The sequence below is a fragment of the Treponema phagedenis genome, assembly GCF_008153345.1.
GTDB lineage: Bacteria > Spirochaetota > Spirochaetia > Treponematales > Treponemataceae > Treponema > Treponema phagedenis.
In genome coordinates this window covers 2,442,293-2,463,489 of record NZ_CP042818.1, presented here as the reverse complement: position 1 = coordinate 2,463,489, position 21,197 = coordinate 2,442,293, and the positions used below count along the sequence as shown (strand labels likewise).

The 21,197-nt window shown below is 40.7% G+C and carries 14 protein-coding genes; 4 read left to right on the top strand and 10 right to left on the bottom strand.

Annotation, left to right across the window (positions count from 1 at the left end; translation table 11 throughout):
- The first annotated feature begins 198 nt into the window (after positions 1-198).
- Both FUT79_RS10825 and FUT79_RS10820 read left to right on the top strand, forming a co-directional pair.
- A complete protein-coding gene (locus FUT79_RS10825; protein ID WP_044634912.1) occupies positions 199-1,260 on the top strand; it encodes a lipoprotein TP_1001-related protein in 1,062 nt (353 codons plus the stop codon).
- Positions 1,261-1,340: 80 nt separating this feature from the next.
- Positions 1,341-3,623, top strand: coding sequence for an ATP-dependent helicase (locus tag FUT79_RS10820; RefSeq protein ID WP_148889801.1), 2,283 nt, complete (start codon positions 1,341-1,343; stop codon positions 3,621-3,623).
- Between the two features lie 60 nt (positions 3,624-3,683).
- On the opposite strand, the gene FUT79_RS10815 is transcribed toward FUT79_RS10820, so the two are convergent.
- Together FUT79_RS10815 and FUT79_RS10810 are read right to left on the bottom strand one after the other, a co-directional pair.
- A complete protein-coding gene (locus FUT79_RS10815) occupies positions 3,684-5,009 on the bottom strand; it encodes a sodium-dependent transporter (protein WP_002696204.1) in 1,326 nt (441 codons plus the stop codon).
- 343 nt (positions 5,010-5,352) lie between these two features.
- Entirely contained in the window at positions 5,353-7,401 is a 2,049-nt protein-coding gene (locus FUT79_RS10810) for a hypothetical protein (protein ID WP_044634913.1), read from the bottom strand.
- 433 nt (positions 7,402-7,834) lie between these two features.
- On the opposite strand from FUT79_RS10810, the gene FUT79_RS10805 reads away from it, so the two are divergent.
- Positions 7,835-8,659, top strand: a complete 825-nt coding sequence (locus FUT79_RS10805) for a Cof-type HAD-IIB family hydrolase (RefSeq protein ID WP_002696198.1) — start codon at positions 7,835-7,837, stop codon at positions 8,657-8,659.
- A gap of 51 nt (positions 8,660-8,710) precedes the next feature.
- Here the strand turns inward: FUT79_RS10805 and FUT79_RS10800 are convergent, their stop codons facing one another.
- The 3 genes from FUT79_RS10800 to FUT79_RS10790 all read right to left on the bottom strand — a co-directional run bounded on the left by FUT79_RS10800 (position 8,711) and on the right by FUT79_RS10790 (position 14,970).
- Complete coding sequence (locus FUT79_RS10800) at positions 8,711-12,079, bottom strand: leucine-rich repeat protein (protein ID WP_024751807.1); 3,369 nt, start codon at positions 12,077-12,079, stop codon at positions 8,711-8,713.
- A gap of 407 nt (positions 12,080-12,486) precedes the next feature.
- The gene (locus FUT79_RS10795) at positions 12,487-13,776 is read right to left on the bottom strand and encodes an L-cysteine desulfidase family protein (RefSeq protein ID WP_024751806.1); all 1,290 of its coding nucleotides are present in this window, start codon (positions 13,774-13,776) and stop codon (positions 12,487-12,489) included.
- Positions 13,777-13,782: 6 nt separating this feature from the next.
- Positions 13,783-14,970 (bottom strand): dicarboxylate/amino acid:cation symporter, encoded by a 1,188-nt coding sequence (locus FUT79_RS10790; protein ID WP_002698247.1) that lies wholly within the window; start codon positions 14,968-14,970, stop codon positions 13,783-13,785.
- 329 nt (positions 14,971-15,299) lie between these two features.
- On the opposite strand from FUT79_RS10790, the gene FUT79_RS10785 reads away from it, so the two are divergent.
- A complete protein-coding gene (locus tag FUT79_RS10785) occupies positions 15,300-15,833 on the top strand; it encodes an adenine phosphoribosyltransferase (protein WP_024751805.1) in 534 nt (177 codons plus the stop codon).
- Positions 15,834-15,983: 150 nt separating this feature from the next.
- On the opposite strand, the gene FUT79_RS10780 is transcribed toward FUT79_RS10785, so the two are convergent.
- The 5 genes from FUT79_RS10780 to FUT79_RS10760 form a co-directional block, all read right to left on the bottom strand.
- Entirely contained in the window at positions 15,984-16,286 is a 303-nt protein-coding gene (locus tag FUT79_RS10780; RefSeq protein WP_002698252.1) for a DUF4491 family protein, read from the bottom strand.
- Between the two features lie 9 nt (positions 16,287-16,295).
- Positions 16,296-17,240, bottom strand: coding sequence for a polyprenyl synthetase family protein (locus tag FUT79_RS10775; protein ID WP_157645404.1), 945 nt, complete (start codon positions 17,238-17,240; stop codon positions 16,296-16,298).
- Between the two features lie 190 nt (positions 17,241-17,430).
- Entirely contained in the window at positions 17,431-18,471 is a 1,041-nt protein-coding gene (locus FUT79_RS10770; protein ID WP_081718595.1) for a LacI family DNA-binding transcriptional regulator, read from the bottom strand.
- The gene (locus FUT79_RS10765) at positions 18,468-19,460 is read right to left on the bottom strand and encodes a glycoside hydrolase family 130 protein (protein WP_024751802.1); all 993 of its coding nucleotides are present in this window, start codon (positions 19,458-19,460) and stop codon (positions 18,468-18,470) included. The genes FUT79_RS10770 and FUT79_RS10765 overlap by 4 nt, the downstream gene beginning before the upstream one ends.
- Before the next feature lie 182 nt (positions 19,461-19,642).
- On the bottom strand, positions 19,643-21,085 hold the full coding sequence (locus FUT79_RS10760; protein ID WP_148879842.1) for an ABC transporter substrate-binding protein: 1,443 nt from the start codon (positions 21,083-21,085) through the stop codon (positions 19,643-19,645).
- Positions 21,086-21,197: the final 112 nt, after the last annotated feature.

Below are 21,197 nucleotides of genomic sequence, written 5' to 3'. Positions count from 1 at the left end.
GCGCAACGGTGAGCAAACTTACCATAGGAATGCTTAAATCCGCAGGCGCTTATTGTTGATACTCCGATTTTTATAACAGGAAGTTAATTACAAAACGCTACAGTAGTTTTCGGTATCGGCAATAATTTATGCTAAAAATTTTAATACTTATGCCAAATCAAAATATTATTTCAATAATTAATCATCGGAGGTGGAACGATGAGAAGTTCATATTTTGTGAAGGCAATGATGTGTATTATTATTGCCGCTGGATTCGGTTCTTGCCGAGGGGTTGCAAACAAACCTAAAATTATTGGAGTAATGAAGCCGGAGCAAGAATCGATAAAACTGATTTATCAAAACCGAACGAGGGGGAACGGTATTCAATTGGGGTTTAGCGGAGAGGAGGTTTCTTTAAATAACCCTAAGCTTTTAGCTGAAAATGAAGAAGAGCTGGAGTATAAGTTACAAAAAATTGAAAAACCGGAAGACTATGTGTTGCCTGAAGGTGTCAGTGAAGCTAATTTCTTTGAGGTAACGCCGACCAAGCAGATGGGAATCGGGGAAGTATTGTTGTTAAGCGGATCCGCATCTGACAAAACAAACGAAAGTCTTGATTTTCAGGTGTCGTTTACCACGGTAAATTCAAAACCTGCAAGATTGAAAATTACCGAATTGCGTCCTTTGGCTAGCAGTAAAAAAAATGAGTTTATTGAATTTATTGTGGAAGAGGATGGGAATCTTTTCGGCATTCAGCTTTCAAATGTTGGATCGAAAGATGATGAGCAACATCATTATACTTTTCCTTCTGCGGAGGTAAAAAAGGGAGAGCGCGTAGTGTTTCACTGGTGGTCAATTGAAGAAGAAAATAAAGATGAGGTTGATGCCTCTATTATTTCAGGGGGAAGTCAAGCTTGTAAAAATGCGCGGGACTTTTGGGGGAATATTCAAAAACGTCCTCCGCAAAGAAATCCGAATGCTATTACGGTCAAAAACCCTTCGGATAACACTATTCAGGATGCGGTTCTTTATTTTAACATTCGTCCAAAAGGAAAAGAGAAGCAAAAACCTGAATTTAAATGGACTTTTCCGGAAATTGAAACTGCTGCAAAAGAAGCGGTTGCTGCCGGAGTTTGGAAGATGAAAGGGGAAGCCTTCTGTGAAGAAGATTTCTTTTGTTGTAATATTACACCGTCAGCTTCGATAGGCAGAAGCAATGATACCGGTGAATGGAAGGTATATACAGCAAAAGAAGTTACTATGGGTGAAAAAAATAATTAAACCGGATTGACGTTCGGGTAACTTTGACACTGCAAAAGATATGCTTGCAGTGTCAAAGTCTATTTGATATACTTTCAGGCGTGAAAGAATTAGACTATTTAAAAGTATTAAATCCCGAACAACTTGAGGCGGTATGCCATCTCGGTTCTCCGTTGCTGATTTTAGCGGGAGCAGGTTCGGGTAAAACAAGGGTTATTACAACGAAGATTGCATGGCTTATTGCCGAACAAGGAATTATGCCCGAACAGATTTTGGCAGTAACCTTTACGAACAAGGCTGCAAACGAAATGCGGGAACGGGCGGAAATGCTTGAACCTTCCGCATCACGGGCAATGTTGCGCACCTTTCATTCTTTCGGCGCATGGTTGTTGCGGCGTTACGGGGATCGGATTGGCTTAACATCGAGCTTTACTATTTATGATGAGGAAGATACTGTGGTGCTTTTAATGAAGGCAATGCCGCAGCTTAATAAAAATGAAGCTCGATTTTTTGCAGGTAAAATTTCTCGTGCAAAAGATTATTGCATTGCGCCTGACAATCCCTTAGTAAAAAACATTGATAACAGTCTTGAGTTTGTAAAAATATACGCAGCATATGAAAAAAGATTGCGAGAAACAGGAAACGTTGATTTCGGAGATCTTATTCAATTGCCGGTTAAACTTTTAAAGGAAGATGCTGATGTGCAAAAAACTTTGCAAAACAGGTTTTCCGTTATTATGGTTGATGAATATCAAGATTCCAATATTGCACAATTTGAATTACTCAAAGCATTAAAAGGATCGGCTACCTATCTCTGTGTTGTGGGTGATGATGATCAGTCAATTTATCGTTTTCGCGGTGCCGAGGTACAAAACATTCTAACCTTTGCCGATAATTTTGAGCATACAAAAATTATCCGACTGGAAAGAAACTATCGATCCTACGCATCGATATTGCGCACTGCGGATTCTGTTGTAGGGAAAAATACCGGACGGCTTGGTAAAAAACTTATTGCCGTTAAAGGAGAAGGAGAAAAGCCGCATTTGTTTTTTTTGCCCAATCAAGAGACGGAAGCCGAGCTTTGCGCTGAACTCATTGAAAAAAACGTATCGGAAGGGGATACGTATTCCGACTGGGCGATTTTGTATCGTACAAATGCACAATCGCTTGGATTTGAAACCGCTTTTTTACATAGAAAAATTCCCTATAGGGTTATCGGCTCGCTTAAATTTTATGATCGGGAAGAAATTAAAGACACTCTTGCAATCCTTGCCCTAATTGCAAACGGACGCGATGAGGTTTCTTTACGGCGTATGATTAACAAACCTCCGCGCGGTATCGGTGCGGTTACTCAAGAAAAACTTATTACTGCAGCACGCACGCTTATGTTTACCGCAGAGGAAAACAGTTTTAACTTTGAAACCGATGCCGATTTTATTTCCGCAATAAAAACTTTAGTGCCAAAACTCAGGTTAACAAAAAAAGCAAAAACCGGTGTAAGTGAATTTATTGAAATAATTACCGAGCTTCGCAAAATTCTTGAAATAGGAGAAGGCTATTTTGATGAAAAAGATATTCAAAATAAAAAGATATTTACAGACTCGGATTCTGAAGAGAATAACGGTGTAAGTGAGATCACTGCTTCCGCATTGCGAGCAGAGGGACTTGCCGCATTTATTATGAAACTGATTGAAGCTTCCGGCTTACAAAAATTCCATCAGGATCAGGATGAAATTATGGGAACACAAAAAGCGGCAAACTTACAAGAACTGGCAAATAATGCAGTCTTATATCCCTTTTCTCTGCAAGGACTTATTGATTTTTTGGAACATATTGAACTTGATAGGAGTCTTGTTAATGCGGATGACGCAAAAGATTCGGTTAATTTAATTACTATTCATAATACCAAAGGACTTGAGTTTAGACGGGTAATTATTACCGGTTTAGAAAATGGTATTTTTCCTCGTAATGCGGAAGATATTTTTGATCTTGAAGAAGAGCGAAGGCTTATGTATGTTGCCTGCACGCGCGCGATGGACTCGTTGTATCTTACGTCCGCAAGCATGCGCAGAATGTATGGCAAGCTTTCGTATATGCAGCCAAGTATTTTTCTTTCCGAAATTGATGATGATCTTATTGAAATATCGGGAGAGGATTTTTTAAATCAAAATCCGTATGCAGTAAGGACAAACTCAATAGCAAAACAGGAAAACGAATGGGGTGTCGGAAAAAAGGTATATCATGATGATTATGGGTACGGCATTATTATACAGTCAAAGTATGTAAATGAAAATGCGGTTATTGTGGTACAGTTTGAAACCGGCTATCAAATGAAATTTTTGCCTGAATACCAAAGGAATGTTTTAGTTACTATTAATGATTGAAAATGGATTAATAAATCTCTTTTGTTTGATAAAAACAGCTATGGTATTCAGGCGTTTAATTTATAAACCTCCGAAGAGGATTCCCATAATGACAACCAAAAGACAAACCGGTACATACACGTACTTCATATACGGAGAAAACCATTTTTTTATCTCTCGTTTTGCGGTTTGATTCATATCAACTCTGCATTTCTCCGCTCCGTAAACCCAGAAGATCACAAAACCTCCCGTTACCGCAGCGAGCGGAAAAATAATAATGGTTACAATATCAGTAAAGCGCCCAAAAACACTCATACTGAAATTAAGAGGAACCGCAATCGCAGCTGCCAAAACAGACATTAAAATAGCTGCATTTTTTCTGCTGATTCTGAATTTTGACATAAGGGCTTCAATGGGAACCTCAAGCATAACAATGGAGGAGGTGAGGGCGGCAAATAAGGCACAAAGAAAAAAAAGGATACCGAAAATATATCCTGCCGGTAATCTTGTTACAATGTTGGGAATACTGATAAAAAGAAGCCCGGGACCTACTCCGGGATCAAAGCCAAAAGAAAATGCAGCCGGAATAGTAAAAAGAGCGCACATCACAGAGGCAAGAAGATCAAGACCCGCAGTCTGGCGTGCTGTTTTCGGAACATCAGTCTCTTCCGGCATATAGCTGCCATATACTACCATTGCGGCTCCGCCTAAGCTGAGGGTGAAAAAAGCCATTCCTAAGGCATAAATCCATACACGCATTTTAAAAAATACTTGCCAGTTCGGTGTGAACATATGAATAACTCCCTGTAGGGCATTCGGCAATGTCAATGCTCTAATTACAATGAAAAAAACAACAATATAAAACGTTGCCATCATTATCGTGCTGTACCGTTCAATTCCTTTTTGAATACCTAAGCTGACAATAATGGCGGTAACAAGGATGGTTAGCAATGTCCAAGGGATATTGGCAGCGGTTCCCGCAAAAGAATTAAATACTGCCGGGGCATCCATGGCGACAAACGAATTGGTTATTGCAAGTACCAAGTACTTGAGAATCCACCCCATGATAACCGAATAAGCTGCCAAGACTCCTATTAATGAGAGAACGGGAAACCAACCTATTACTCCGAACTGTGGCATGTTTTTTTCCACGAATACTTGTTCAAATGCCTGAACAGGGCCTTTTCTGAATTTTTTCCCAAAGGCATATTCTCCCATAAGTCCGAAACAGGAAAATCCGAAAAGAAAGATGAGGTAAGGAATTAAGAATGTAATTCCGCCAAACTCGCCTAAGCGAGCCGGAAACATCCAAATATTTGCAAGTCCCATAGCGGAGCCGACACAAGCTAACAGCATGCCTATATGACTGCTGAATAATTCTCTTCGATGTTGTTTTTTAGTTTTCATTTTAGTTTCTTCCTTTAATTAATAAATGAGGAAGATTGTAACAAATATTGCATAAAAAAACAAGTTTAAGAAAGAAATTTAACAGGGCAGGCATGAAAATTTTTGTATCTTTATTGCGAGTTAGACATTACTGAAAACAGTTTGCACAATAAAAAGGATATAGGCATTGGTTCCACGGCGGGTTCTTCGGGTAGAGCCATAAGCAGTTGTTGAAGGTAAGAGAGGAGTCTCAGAGGGGAAGGAAAACCTGCTCTGAACAATGGGCGAAGCTTTATTATTTTCCTTTTGCTTCGCCGGGGTCTAAGGGGCAGCCACCCCTTGTGTATGCGTATGCCCCGGAAATTTAAGAAAAGATCGAAGTTTGAAGAAGTGTTATTTTTGACGACCTGGCAACGGAAATTTTTTCAAGATTATCACTTTGGGCGGTTTTTATGCTAACTATTACATCATCTTCGGTTTTATCGATAAAAAGCGGTAAACCGATGATGCGTTTGGTTTCATTAGCGGAATCAATTTCAATTTGGACAGGGTTACGACTGCTTATTGCCGCATCAATAAGCCGGCACTTGCCTAAAAAATCAATCCCCGAAACTTCCCGTTTTTCGGTACGAACAGCTTCTGAATTAATTTGTTTTTCATTGATGATGATTTTTTCCTGGATTCTTTCTTTTAGTATTTTTTTTTCTTCTTTTGTGAATGTTTTTTCTCGCACTGTTTTTTCCAGTTCTTTTAATATTTTATTGTACTCTTTTTGAGTTTTTTCAAAATTTTTGTTCCATTCATCTTTATTATTATATGCCGTATTTTTTTTGTTCAGCTGATCCGGTAAAATTAACGGAGAAAAACTTGAGGGGATATATAGTTGTGGCTGAAGTGTTTTTTCTTGTAAAAATTCCAAACCTGCGTTTGTAAAACTTTGCTTAACCGTTTCCAAATCTATCGCATGTAATAAAAACACCCCATCCGCCAGTTTTTTTGCTATTAATTTTTGAAGCTCTTCATTTTTTTGAAAGAAAATTTGTTTTGACTTTGAAACGCTTATAACAATGCCCTGATATAATCGCACTGAAGTGATGTTGTCATGCCAGTCGGAAATAGAAACCATAACATTTTGCGGTATTCGATAGTTTGTTTTTTCTTCAAGTAATTTGATAAGCGCTTCCTTCATAATTCCCTGCTCAAAACAATTCGCGCAAGTTTTTCTGGTAATTTCAAATCTTCCGATAGTTTGAATTGAAAGCGGTTTCATACAAAAAAGGATCGGCAACAGAAATTGCATGGTGGTTTCCGGCAAAACGGTAGCTTCAAATGAAGGGTCAATAAGAATTGCTTCTTCCCGACTCTCTTTTTCTTTCCGGTGTGTGCTAAATATATCGGAATTTACAATGAGCATATCACCCTGTCGACAAAAGAAACCGAGTGTTTCTGCAATAGAAATAATTGAAACCGCATCCGCAAAGCCTTCAGTTGATGAATCATCTTTTCGTATGTGCGGTCGGTATCCTGCGTCCTGAATGCTAAGATAATAAGCACGTTCCAAATTTCCTTTTTTATACAAACCATCGGTGTGTAACGAAAAAAGAAATTGAGCAAAATAATTGGCTTTTGCGACAAGGTCATCCCTTTTCAGTTTTTCTTTTACGGCAACCAAAATATAAAGTCTTTTTTCAAACAAGGATAGCTGCGAAAAAACTTTCCATCGTTCTTGCTGCGGAGTAAGAGTGCTTCCATTTCTTATAAACAATCCGATGTTTTGAAGGGCTGTGCAAACAAACAAAAGTTTTTCCGGATTATCGGTTAAGCCGGGAAAAATCGCTTCCAGGTCGGTTTGTGTTTTTTTCTTAAAATTGCCGTCAACTTTTAATACGTTTTTTTCGTGTAAAAAGAATGAATAAAGTCCGCAAAGGTTTAAATCGTCAATGGCTATTTTATCAGTAACAGTGGCGGTATTTTTTTCCGGCAAAAAAAATATTGATGAATCAATAAGACTTTCTATAGAATCTTTCAACAAAGGATTTATTTTGTATATTTTTTCAGTTGTTTCTTTTGTTTCCTTACGGTAAATAAGCAGCCTTTCTTCAAGGTTTAATAAACGATTAAAAATTTCGGATAACGAATACGATGTTGAAAAAAATCCGGTAAGCGATGTTCTGGTCGGTGCATTCATTTTTGCTACAGCGGAAAGAATGAGGGTGTCAAAAGGATCAAGTCCTGTAAGGATTATATCTTTTGTTTGTTTTTTACGAAAAAAAGCAGATAGACTTTCTATCAGTCGTTGTTTATTAAAAGGTGTTTTTATCTCTCCTAAATAAAGCCTCATGAGCGTAAAAAACTGTTTGTCGGGCAGTTGTACTAAAAATTCTCTCCATTGAACAATATCATCTGTTTTCATCACACATCCTTACATTGAGTCAGGCTATTGTAGTATAACGTTTTGTAATTAACTTTCATATATGGTAATCAAGGGGGCAACAATAATTCAGTATTCCTATGGTAAATTGCCCACCGTTGTCAAACTCTGAACGGGCACGGACTCTTTTTTATAAAATTTTTACAGTTCATATAAAACCAAAAACGGATAGCGTTATCAAAAAAACGCTATAGTAGTATTTTGCCATACGTTACCCCTTATACCTGACATCAGCTATCAGTATAACATAAATTGAATAAAAAAAAAGCCGTTACCGCATGCTCTCTTTGCAAAGCTTTATGATTAACTCATTTGCATAGTTATTCGTTGTATGATAGAATACCGGAACTATAGATGAGGAGCTGTATATGAATAAATATATTGAGCTGCTGAAATGTTCTTTGGGGGTTATTGAATGAAAAATGCTGATATTCGATTAGTGGTCTGTGATATGGATGGAACTCTTTTGGATGATAAGGGAAGTATTACCGAAGAGAATAAACAAGCCATAGCTGCATTAAAAGCAAAGAATATTGATTTTACTATTGCAACAGGACGAATGATACAAATGGTTCAAGAATATGTGCGTCAGCTTGATCTAACTTCTCCCATGATTTGCTGCAACGGAGGTTTTGTCGGTACCATTGAAAAACCTCTTTTTACGAAGAGCTTTTCGGCGTCTGTGGCAAAACAATTACTTGAGTATTTTACCGAAGAAAATCTTGATTATGTGGTATATACCCCCGCCTGTTTGTTAAAAGCACCGAACAGCGAGCGTGTACAAACTTATTACAATTATAACAAACTTGCAGAACAAGGCGGGAGCACGCCTATTCCGATTTTTGAAATAAAAGAATTGGATCGGCACGGGGGCTTTGAAAATATCCTCAAATTTTTAATTTGTGAGTATAATGAGTCTAAGCTTTCGACAGTTACCAAATATATCAATGCAATTGCAGGTGTGAACGGAGAGCTTTCCATGCCCTATCTTTTAGATATTATGCCAGAAGGAATTACAAAAGGAGCGGGAATACCGACACTTTGTGACTATTATAAAATACGCCCTGATCAAATATGTGCATTTGGAGATCAAGTTAATGATATTTCCATGCTTAAAGCGGTTGGATTATCTTTCTGTATGGAAAACGGCGGAGATTTGGCAAAAGAAGCGGCAATGCATATAACCTCCTCAAATAAGGAATCCGGTGTGGCGGAAGCGATAAGAAAATATATTTTATAAGAGTTTGGCAAATAAAAAAAAGGGTAAGATTATCAAATCTTACCCTTTTTTTTATTTTATCCGATAGGGAGAGTAGCCGTTTGTAATAGCTTTTTGTTTAAGCAGGTTTTTCGGTTCACTCGGAATAATAAGGTTTTTACACCAATTCATTTCGTTGTGCCCGAACGCACCGTATTGTATGTCTGTAATACTTAGCGGTAACGTAAGCGTGAGTGCGGTACAACCGAAAAAAGCATCTTTTCCGATATTTTTTAATCCTGACGGAAGGACAAGGTTTTTTAGTTTTGCACACTCATAAAAGCTTCCCTGCTCAATAGAGACAAGTGTGTTAGGTAATTTAACTGTTTCAAGGCTTGTGCAGAATTTGAACGTATCTTTTTCTATGGCGGTTACTCCTGCGGGGATTATTACCTTTTTCAAGTTTTTATTTTCAGAAAAAGCTATGCTTTTTATTGAGCACACGTTTTTAGGAATAAAAATTTCCTCTTGATTTTGGCGATCAATATACAAGAGTTCGGTTTTGTTCTTATCGGCAAAGTAAAAATCATCTTGCGAATTTGCATATACAATAATTTGATTACCCTCACCGGTTTTTTCCATTTTTTCTTTTATGCTTTCACTCGGTACATAAATCTTTAATTTTTCGCAGCCGCTAAAAGCATTTTCCCCTATAGTGATATTGCTGATGGTAGCGGGAAAAATAAGAGACGTCAACGATTTGCAATTGTATAATGCGTTGTCACCGATACTTGCAATATTCTGAGGGAGTTTTACACGCTGTAAATTTTCACAATTATAAAAAGCCGAAACGCCTATTGTCGTAACTCTTTCCGGTATAGTAATATCGGTTACACCTGAATCTGTAAAAACATAATTTCCGATATCGGTAATACTTTCCGGTATGGTAATTGTTTTTAAAGATTTGCACAAATAGAATGCTCCATCACCGATTGAAACAAGATTTTTCGGCAATTCAATTTGAGTCAATGCAGTACATCCGCGAAAAACATCTTTTCCTAAATTGCGCAGAAATTCGGGAATTTCTATGCTCTGTAGAGCCGTACAGCCGAAAAATGCTCTTTCTTCAATTTCAGAAACTGATTCCGGTAAGACGATTGTTTTTAGCGTTGTTTGGTTTTCAAATGCGCCGCTTTTAATTGCCGTCACATAGTTCGGAATTAAAAGGTTCCCGTCTTCGGGAATAGCAAATACTCCTACAACGCCTCCCGTTTCATCTATTTGCAGGCTATGTACTTTTTCCGTTATTTTAGTGCCATCAATTGTTACCGTAATATCCTTTCCTTCCATATCTGTATCGGGGAAAAGATATTCTGCTGTCAAGGTAAAACTGTCAATCAGCTTCGGGTTTTTAATTATACCGTCTGAAACGCTGATATCAAGAGAAGCAGTGTCAATTTTATCAAAGTTTTCTCCTTTGATAATTATTCCGCTGCTTTCATTTGCAGCTTTTTTATAGCCCGGAAGCAAGATTCCCTGATATACCGCATCGCCTGATATTCGCAAAATTGTAGCTTCGGCAACAAAAACATAGTGATCTTGTGTGTTTCTTTTTAAAACAGGGCGAATTTGATATGTCCCCGGTGCTGTCGGAAGCGGTATTTCAACGAGTGATTCCGTTCCATTTTTATTCACTGTTCCGTTTACATAACTATTGTTAAAAAGCACTCCCGACAGGGTATCTTTAATATCAAGTTCCGAGCCGATAAGCAGGATTTGCATCACACCGGTGGTTCCCTTCGGTAATTCTATTGCACCGTAAGCATCCGTAGAAAATTTTGATCCGTCTGCGTGTGTTATTTTTATTTCATTGACAGCGGCAAGATCGCAGACGGTAAAGCTTGTTTCTTTTTGCGATTCAAGGCTAGCGGAGCCGGACGATCGTAACAGAACAGTTATTTTATACTCTTTTTTAACCTGAGGAATATTCGTTATTTTTGCCCGTGCACGGTGTTCATTTAAAATAGCACAATCAATAATGCCGATATCTTCAACATCAATTTTTAACTCTTCCGCCATTGTAAGTTTTGTACCCGTAATTTCCACCGTAACTGACCGATTGCTATCGTAAGTATCTATTTTCTTTCGATCTATATCAACATTGACAATTGTTGCCGTTTCGGTGGGAGTTATTTTTTGCTCAGGCGTAAACTTCGACTCGTTTCCGAGTTTATCAACAGCTTTCATTGAAAAACTGTATACTTTGGCTGACGGTTCCACATCTTTAATCGTATAACTTGTAAGCGAGGAATCTTGGATAAGCTCAATATTTTGCTGCTTTTTTCCCTCAATATCATATTTGATAATAACTTTATCTACACCGCAGCCATCATCAATATATTGTAAATTATTTAATAGCAGCTCTTTTTTAGAAAAATTATACTTTACCGTAAAATCACTTGCAGGGTAGGGAGGCTCTGTATCAATATTCATTATATTGATTGACTGAATATCAATTGTTTCATCCTCATATTCGACAAAAACCGAATACGCCCCGGAATTCTCCACCGTAAAAGTATATGGCGGTGTTCTTTGCTCAATACAATATCCGTTTTTAGGGTTTTTTAACCATGTAATTCCGTGTAATTTATTTGCCCATTTAAGAGTTTTCACAGGTTTTGCAGCAAGTTCAAGGGAAATAGATACCGTTTCTTTCGTGTATACTTCGGCAGCGGGAACCGTGGAAAATTTCAGTAATTGCTCCCGTGTATCAAACGGTGTCGCCTTTCCGGTAATTCCATTACTTTTGTTTCCGTTTTTATCTATGGTTTGAATATTAAATGTATATTCTTTATTACCTTCCAGCTCGGAGATACGAAAGCCTTCGGTTTTCGGTTCTACAGTGAAAACAATTGCGGAAAGCTCGTCCCTTGCTTTGGCGGTTTCAACGAAACTGATTTGAATGGAATGCAAATCATCTTCGGCAGGATCTTTCCATGCTAAAAAAACCGCTTTATTAAGAGCTGTTATCTCTAAATCAGAAACCTCTTCTGCCGGGGTTGTATCTGATGCGTCAAACGGAATAAATTTTTCTATTTCAATTCCCTTACTTTTATTTGAATTTTTATCAATTGTTTTAACAATAAAACGGTATTTTTTTCCTTTTTCCAAATTTTTAAGCAGAAAGGAATCTTTATCCGCCGTAGTCATAAAAATACCGGCAGGAGTTTTTACTGTACGATTTGCGGAAACGGGAAAAACCGTAATTTCAATGGAACTTATATGAGTATTTTGAAAGGCCGACCATGATAACACCACTTCGTCCTTTTGCAAGAGAACAGCCAAGTCCGCCACTTCTTGTGAAGAATTTTCTACTGTGTCCGGAGTTTTGACACCCTGTCTGCATGCAAAAAACAAAAGCAGATTGATGCTCATGATAAAAATAATGGATGTTTTTTTCATTTTTCTCCTCTTTACCCCTTGCTCAAAAGAGCATTTTTTCTGAATGAGCCTGAAAAACAATAGCAAAAACATGTATTAGCGGTTTTACACACTCTCTTTACTATTGATAAAATACACTGCTATTTTCGTACAGTATACCATAAATATAATAGTTATCATAGTAATTTGTATAAATTTAAGGTTCTTTTAGAAATTTTTTGAGAAATTTTATAAAAATTTTACTTTTTTTATTTTACGGGCGTGCGGCACCCTTATTTTGTCCCAAAATAAGGGTGCCGCCGCGTCATTCCGGGCTCCGCTAACGCTGCGGCTGTTTGGCGGCAAAAATCGGCGCCGCCAAACGATCCGGCTTCGCACTTTTGAAAAAGTGCTCGCCGCCCTCCAAGCCGCTCACGCAAAAAGGCAGCCTAATCCTCCACCATAATGTGCAGAATCGTCTTATCCGTTGCAACCATTCCCTCGCTTGCAATGGTGCCTACGCCGAGAATTGTTTTTTCAACATTGTCTTTCACAATACCGTCGCCCGCTGAAAAAACTTCTCCTTTCATTGCCAACCGGTAGGAAGCTATTGCGGCATTAACCGAAGCTGCAATCTTACTTGCACAGGAAGGTTTTGCCCCGTCGCAGATAATCCCCGAAACAGTGGCAAGCGTATTGGTAATCGTATCGGAGATTTGCTTATACGTTCCGCCATTCATATAGGTAATTGCTGCACCGCTGCCGCACCCCGCGCTTACCGCTCCGCAGTAGGCGGAAAGCCTGCCAATCTTTGTCTTTTGATGAATTGCAATAAGGTTACTTACCAGCAATGCCCGCAAAAGCTTTTCATGAGGAAGATTAAGCTCCCGCGCATAGACAATTACCGGAATAGAAACGGCAAGCCCTTGATTGCCGCTTCCGGAATTAGTAACAACCGGAAGTGTACAACCGCTCATTCGGGCATCGGAGCCTGCGGCGGCTTCCGCCGTGGCTTTTACGGCGATAGAAACAGTATTGTCTTCTTTCGCAAATTGCAGAAGATTTGCTCCATAGGAAATGCCGTACCGATGCTTTAAGCCCTCTTCCGAGATTTCGCAGTTATACTGAATTTGCCGTTCAAGCAACGGTTCTACAAGTGCTAAATCAACCGTATTTGCAAACTCGATAATATCCTTTACCGAAAGGCAACTTCTGTCGGTAAGCGCCGCATTGGACTCATTCGGATCAAAAGGTTTTTCAAAAAGCACTGCGCCGTTTTTTATGAGTTTTACAATATTTGTGTGCTGATGAATAATCTCTGCGGAAGCGCTGTCGGCTCCTGCGGAAAATTCTACAATTAAATGGAGTGTTGCCGGCGTGTCCAGCACCTCGATTTTGCACGGAACAGTATCAAGAAAACGGCGAGTTTTTTCAATATCCGCTTCGGTAACATCCGAAAGCACTTCTAAACCCTTGTCGGGATTGCCCGCCATTGCGCCGATAGCAGCCGCTGCCGCCATGCCTTTCATGCCGCCGGAATTGGGAACCACAACGCCTTTAACGTTTTTAATAATATTTCCGCTGCTTTTAATGAGCATGGAATCGGGCTCACAGCCGAGCACCTTCCGTACATGAGCGGCGGCATAGGCAATCGCGATAGGCTCCGTACAGCCGAGTGCAGGCACCAACTCTTCTTTTAAAATACTGATATATTGGTCAATACGTGTTTGATTAAGCATATGTTTTTATGACTTTATCTCCTTCGGAGTCCCGTCCGTGTTATAAAAGATTCCCCGTAAAATAAGGGCAAGCGCACCGTCGCCGGTAACATTACAAGCGGTGCCGAAGCTGTCCTGCAAGGCAAAAATGGCAATAAGTAAACCGGTTCCCGTTTGATCAAAGCCGAGCACGCTGATAACCAAGCCTAAGGAAGCCATAACCGTTCCGCCGGGAACTCCGGGGGCGCCAACAGCAAATACACCGAAGAGAACCGAGAACAAAACCATTGTGCCGATAGAAGGCAGGGTACCGTACAAAAGCTGAGAAATGACAAGGCAGAAAAAGGTTTCGGTCAATACCGAGCCGCAAAGGTGTGTAGTCGCTCCGAGCGGAATAGCAAAATCGGCAATTTCCGCAGGCAGCACTTTTGATTTATGCGCACAGCGAAGTGCCACCGGCAATGTTGCCGCGCTTGACATAGTACCGATTGCGGTTGTGTATGCGGGACCGTAATGCTTTACCACCTCAAGCGGATTCTTTTTTGACACCAGTCCGCCGATTAAATATAAAAGCGTCATCCAAATAAAATGCCCGACAATAACAATGACAATAATTTTTAAGAACACCGGCAATTGCACGGTTAAGCTGCCGCTGTATGCAAGTTCAGCAAATGTTGTTGCAATAAAAAAAGGCAAGATAGGTACAATAATTCTGTTAACTATTTCAAGCACCATTGCCTGAAATTCATTTAAAACTTTTTCAACAGTGGAAGCTTTTGTCCAGATAACAGAAATACCGACAAGAATTGCCATTACCAACGCGGTCATAACCGGCATCAGCGGAGGAATATCAAGCACAAAGGCGGTGGTCGGGATATCTTTTAAGCCTTCTACCGTACTCGACACATGTAAAAACGGAATAAGAATATACCCCGCGATTGCTGAAAAAAGAGATGCTCCTACTGCAGAAACATATGACAAACCTAAAAAAACACCGAGCATTTTTCCCGCATTGTTTTTAAGGTTACAGATTGCAGGCGCAATAAAGCCGAAAATAACCAGCGGCACGGCAAAGAAGATTATTGAGCCCAAAACTCCTTTTATGCTGTGCAGCACCCCCATCACATTTGCCGGCACCAATAGTCCTAACAGCACACCGGCGGCAATACCGATCCCTAGACTGGGGAGCAAACCGAGTTTAAATTTACCAGACATAACGTCCCTCCTTCTAATAAGAATACCCCGCAAACCCGCTATTGTCAAATGAAAGATGTAAATCACTATACTTGGAATTGATCAAGGGCGAACCATTGGAATTTTCACCTTTGGTTCGCCTACGAGTTTAAAAGCTTCAATTTTACAAAACAGTGTTGATGCTTTTAAACATCGTTTGGAAATTAGGTGTGGGCGAAACCTTGGAATTTCTATCTTTACTTCACCTGAAAGCGGGCTTCAAAGGGCGGCAGCCCTTTGTTTATGCGCAAGCCCTGAACCGGCCTTTCCCGCAATTGACTAAACGCACCTCTCTCGGTAGAATACCGAATATGAACTTGGATCCTGTATTAGATAAGGCAATCCGCAAGGTGCCTGATTTCCCGAAAAAGGGAATTTTGTACTATGATATTACCGGTATTTTAACGAACCCGAAGGTATTCCATTATTGTCTTGATAAAATGGCCGCACTCTACAAGGGTGAAAAAATTGATGCGGTTGCGGCTATTGAATCGCGCGGGTTTATTTTTGCGGCACCTTTTGCCGATCGGCTGGGTATTCCGCTTATCCTCATTCGGAAGAAGGGGAAGCTTCCCGGAGAAACCTATTCCTGTTCTTATTCGTTGGAGTACGGAGAGGCAACGGTTGAGGTGCATAAAAGCGATGTTATTCAGGGGCAGAGGATTCTTTTGATGGATGACTTAATTGCTACCGGAGGAACGCTGCATGCGTCCCGCTCCATGCTGCAAGAAGGCGGCGCAACCGTTATAGGTTTTTTCGGCGTGATTGCCTTGCCTTTTTTGCATTACGAAAAGCTTATCGGTGATTTACCGATTAAGACATTGATTCAATACGAGTCCGAATAATGAGCCTGTGTTAGTTTTCGGGCAATAGAGCTGCCGCTTTCCCGCGCGGTACAAGGTTGTTGCGCGGGGGACAGTTTACCATGCCGATTGCTTAATACACACCGTTGAGATCAGGCAGGCGTGTTGTATGTAAATGCCTGCCCGCCACATTCATTCTTTATCTTTATAATCTTTTCGTTTTGGATTTTTAGGAAACCAGCCTTTGTTTACTCGAGTTTCCTGCTCGAAGATTTCTTTGATTCCCCATAAACTGCTTATGCCGGTAACGCCGAGTATTGCGGCGATTATACTGTTCTGAATAAAAATACTGAGTGCCAGCATTGCAAGGCCGAAGATAAGAAAGATCGGCCATATTTTTTTAGAAAAATAATATTCTCCTTTTATAACAAGCGGATGAAAAATACCGATGATAAAAAACGTCGCTATTCCTATTATAACACCGTCAAGATTCATAGTGTAACCTCATGTTTTTCGTTCTAATAAGTAGTCAGTTAATTGCAGTAATAGTTTTTTTGTAATTCCGTCGGGAAGTTCCTGAATGTCTTTGAGGGCGGCTTCGCTGTATTTTTTTGCATAGGCTTGCGCTTTTTGTACGCCTTGTAATTTTTCAACGCCATCCGCAATGTACGCAAGATATTCTTGTGATTTTTTATCGGGATGCGGATTGTTTTTGAAGTAGTCGGGATTTTCCTCCATTGCTAAAATAAGCGGAAGGGAGTAAACGCCTTGCGCCAAGTCTTCCCGCACGTGTATGTTCTTTTTTTGCGGCAGGTTATCGTAGTCAAGAATGTCATCGATAATTTGAAATGCGCAGCCGATGTTTTTGCCAATTCGTTTTGCCTGTTCCTGATAGGTTTTGTTTTTTGCAAAGGAGATTCCGAGATAGCAGCTTAAATAGAAAAGTTCAGCTGTTTTACCTTCGATAATTTGAAAATAATCCGAAACGGTAATTTCTGGATTGAATTTCATCCGATACTGATGCAGCTCTCCCTCAAGTAATCGCTGCATTGAGGCGGCGCTTTGTACTAAAAGTTCTTTGTCGGAAATATTTTTTGCAATAAGCGTAAAAAAAACTGTCAGCAAATAATCGCCCGCATACACTGCGATACTTTTTCCGTGTATGTTTTGAATTGAGGCAATGCCTCGGCGCAACGGCGAGTTATCAATAATGTCATCATGCACCAGAGTTGCCATATGCAGCAGCTCAAGTGCGGCTGCCGTTTCTATGATAGCGGGATCAGAATCAAAAGTTTCCTCACCAAGATGCGCAAATAAAAGAAAAAAAACAGGGCGAATAAGTTTGCCTCCCGCATGAAGAAACTCGATTAAACTTTCGTTTACATTGGGATCCGCAAAACAAAGCTGACGTTCAATGCAGTTCAAAACTTTTTGAAGAGACGGCTTCAATATCGGGATTTTATTCCATAGCGAAGGCAAAACGGATTTTTTCGATGAAATCACTTTGCAAATGTAACTGATATCAAAATTTATGTCAACATTGGTAGAGAACACGACAAAAGCATAGGGGATAATCCGTATCTATACGCTTGCCGAAGTTGCGATGCTGCCGGTGTGTTGCTCGGATTGAGTAACACACTTATTTTCTCGACGCTTTTTCAGTGCTTTTTTTAAAAAGCGGAGTAGTGATGAGGGTGGTCATTTCAAGCGGGAGTCCGGGGTTTTGAGCTCGGTGATATACTTGTTCCACCAGACGTTTGCCTAAATAATCGATATTAACCTCAACGGTTGTAAGAAAATGCTCGTGATTAGGGAAGTGATAAAAATTATCGTAACCGCTTATCAGGATGTCATCGGGGCAGCGCATTCCTTTTTGATTAAAATACGAAATAACCTGCACCGCAATTGCATCATTTGCACAAACAATAGCGTCGGGCTCTTTGTCAAAGGGGTCAATGGTTGCGGCAATTTCTCCCGGATTATAAAAGCGATTGGTAAGCCCGCGGGTAAATATCCAGTTTTGTATCGGTGCAATGCGATACTCTTTTAGCGCAGTGATAAACCCCTGATAGCGTTCATACATGGTATGCGCATAGGTTATGTCTCCGATAAAGCCGATGGATTTGCAGCCTTGCTTTATCAGGTGTTCAGTAATTGAGTAAATGCTGTTTCTCCCTTCAAGCAGAATAATATCCGCTGAAAGATTGCGGCAGTTCATTTTAACCGGCATATCAAAATACACGGTAGGAATTCCTAAGCCGGCAATTTTTTTTAAAAGTTGGGTATTGTAAATATTTACGCCGATTATTGCATCGACCGTGTTTTTATTCAGTGTTGCAGGCAGGGATTCTTGCTGCGTTTCCGAAAGGTAACAGAAAGTGAGGGTGTTTTCGCTTTTTCCGATCTCTTTTGCAATACTGTTGATAAGTTTTACCCAAAACTGTGAGAACTGCGGATTTACCACCAATAGGGCGATACGGATAGATTTTGTTTTTTTGTCTTTTTCTTTATGAGAGTGAAGCAAAGAGCTTGGAACCTTCGGGTAGCCAAGCTCAAGTGCGGTTTGAATAATTGCAGACCTCTTTTTTTCGGAAACACCGGAGCGATTATTTAATACCTTGGAAACAGTATTTCGGGAAATATTCAGCCGGTCGGCAATATCCTGCATAGTTACCATCATTGCACCTTCAGGTTGTTGTCTTTTAAAAATTGAATAGTTTCTTCAGCGGTGGTAAAGGCAAGCCCTGTTACCGTGTCCGCACAGCCGTAGTACATTGCAATTCTTCCGTCTGGGGCGCAGACTGCCGCACAGGGGAAGGTTACGTTCGGCACATCGCCCACGCATTCATACTGCATTTGCGGAGAGATAAGATACGGAGCCCCGCGGTATAAAACCTTCCAGGGTTTTTCCAAGTCAAGTAAGGCGGCGCCAAAACTATAGACAAAGCCGTTACAGCTATTCAGTACCCCGTGATAAAACAGAAGCCAGCCCTCATCGGTTTCGATCGGCGTAGGGCCTGCGCCTATTTTGGTTGACTGCCATGCCGAATCGTTGCCGCGGAAGGGAGCCATCACATGGCGATGTCTGCCCCAAAACTCAAGGTCGGGACTTTCGCTATAGAAAATGTCTCCGAAGGCGGTGTGTCCGGTGTCGCTTGGTCTGCTGACCATCGCATATCTGCCGTTTATTTTGCGCGGGAAAAGTACGCCGTTTCTGTTATAGGGTAAAAAGGCATTTTCCAGTTGATGAAAGTGCTGAAAATCCTTTGTCCATGCAAGCCCGATTGTCGGCCCGTGGTAGCCATTACACCAGCTGATGTAGTAGCGGTCTTCGATAAAACAAACGCGCGGGTCATAGCGGTATTCGTACGCGGTTATCTCGGGGTCGCCTTCAAACACAATCGGATCGGGATTGATTTCCCAATGGATGCCGTCTTTACTAAATCCCGCATTTAAATTCATTGCGCGGCAGCGGGTATCGCAGCGGAATACGCCGGCAAAACCGTCCTTAAAGGGAACCACAGCAGAGTTAAAAATACTGTTTGAAGTAGGAGTTGCATCGCGGGGAATAACCGGATTTTTTGAATATCGCCACATTGCATAGGGATACTTGTTCGGCTTGTCTTCCCAGGGAATATTGGATACGGTTTGACTGATAATTTTTGCCATAGTGATTTTTATTCCTTACTGTAAAATCTTTCTTTTTTATTTTAACAAATTACTTTGTTGCGTTTTTTTTACTTTTGTATAAAAAGAGCGTGCAGGGTTTGCAAAAGCACCGCTTTTCCAAACCCTGTACAAGGGCGTCGGGTAAGCAATTTGCTTAACCGAAGTGTGTCGCAAAGCGGCTGTTATCGGGCAGCTTTCCAAGCATCAAGTTGTTTTTGCGCTTCGGCGATAATTTTATCCAAACCGGCTGCTTTTAAGTTTGCCATCATTTCGTCGTAAATCTCTGTTCGTGATTTAAGACCGAGCCGCACAAAGGAATCGTATTTTTCCCATTCCGCTTTTACCAAGGCAAGTTCGGTTTCTATCGGAGTGGGGTCAAAGCTGAAGCCGAGTATCGGCGAACCCTCTACATTTTGGTTAAACTCTTGTACCGCTTTCCACATTTGAGGCGGAGCGGGGTCTACCGTGTAGGTGGTAAAGAAGGTTCCTTGCGAGAAAGCGGGAACGTCATAGGATTTTTTGTCGATAAATTCTATTGAGGTGTCTCCGGTTTTCTTATAATGTTTTCCTTCAATACCGTAGGCAAGCAGGTTTCGAACTTTCGGGTCAAGGTTTACCAGCTCAAGCAATTTAAGCGCTTCTTTGGGATTCTTTGATTGCGCCGATATCGCGTTCATTGAGCCCTGTGCGGATCCGGTGGTAAAGTAAGGCTTATAGCGAAGAACTGCCTTGCACGGGTAATTTCCCGACCAGTAGGCAACATCCGCATAGGGGAAGCCGTGTCCGCCAAAGAGGAAGAGTACCTTTATGTTTTCCTGCAAGGTTGCCGCATCGGGGTTGATATAGCCTTTTTTATTCCATTCTACCAATAAATCCCATTTATCCTGTAAAACCTTTGTTTCAAGCGGGCAGATAATTTTTCCGCTTTTGTCGCTAAACGCAACACCGACAGGCGGAGTAAGCATATCGAATTCGTCGAACATACCTGCCCATCCGTCTTTGTTTAACTGAAGCGGATATTTGTTAGGATTTGCTTTTTTATATGCGTCAAAAGCTTTTTCAAGCCGTCTCATACTGTCAAGCGAAGATTCTTCGTTCGGCTTCCACTCAAAATCTTCCGCTCTAAGATTCAGAGCATCAAGGTCATCTTTATTAAATGCCCAATACGGTGCAAAAGCGGTGTCCTTATAGGTTGGAACCGCATAGATTTTTCCGTCAACCTTTGCACTGTCCCAAAGTACATCGGGAATAAAGGCTTTTAAGTCCTTCGCCTCGGTTTCCAGCAATTCATCCAATGGATAAAAGGCACCGTTTTTTGCATTCTGTATGTAGGGGTTTGCCCATGAGCAGGTAAAGCAGATATCGTAGGGCTCGCCCGTGTTAATAATCTTGGACATTTTCTCGTTAAACTCGCCCCAATCGGAGTATTTCATTTCAAATGCCGCCCCGCCGAGTTTGTCTTTCACATAGTTATTTGCCTCATCCAGAACCGGCGCTAAGTCTTTCGGCGTACCGCCTATTGTCCACCACACTAATTTTCCCTTGCTGTCGCTGCCTCCGCCACCGCAAGTGATAAAACCGAATAATGCCGCTGCTGCAAGCATTCCAACAAGAATTTTCTTCATAAATAAAGCCTCCTTATGCTATTTATGTTGTTCTATACCGAAGCGTATTATGCACCCTTCGGGGTTAAACAGCTCTTTCAAAAAATTGTGCAGGGCTGTTTGTTTCGTCTTT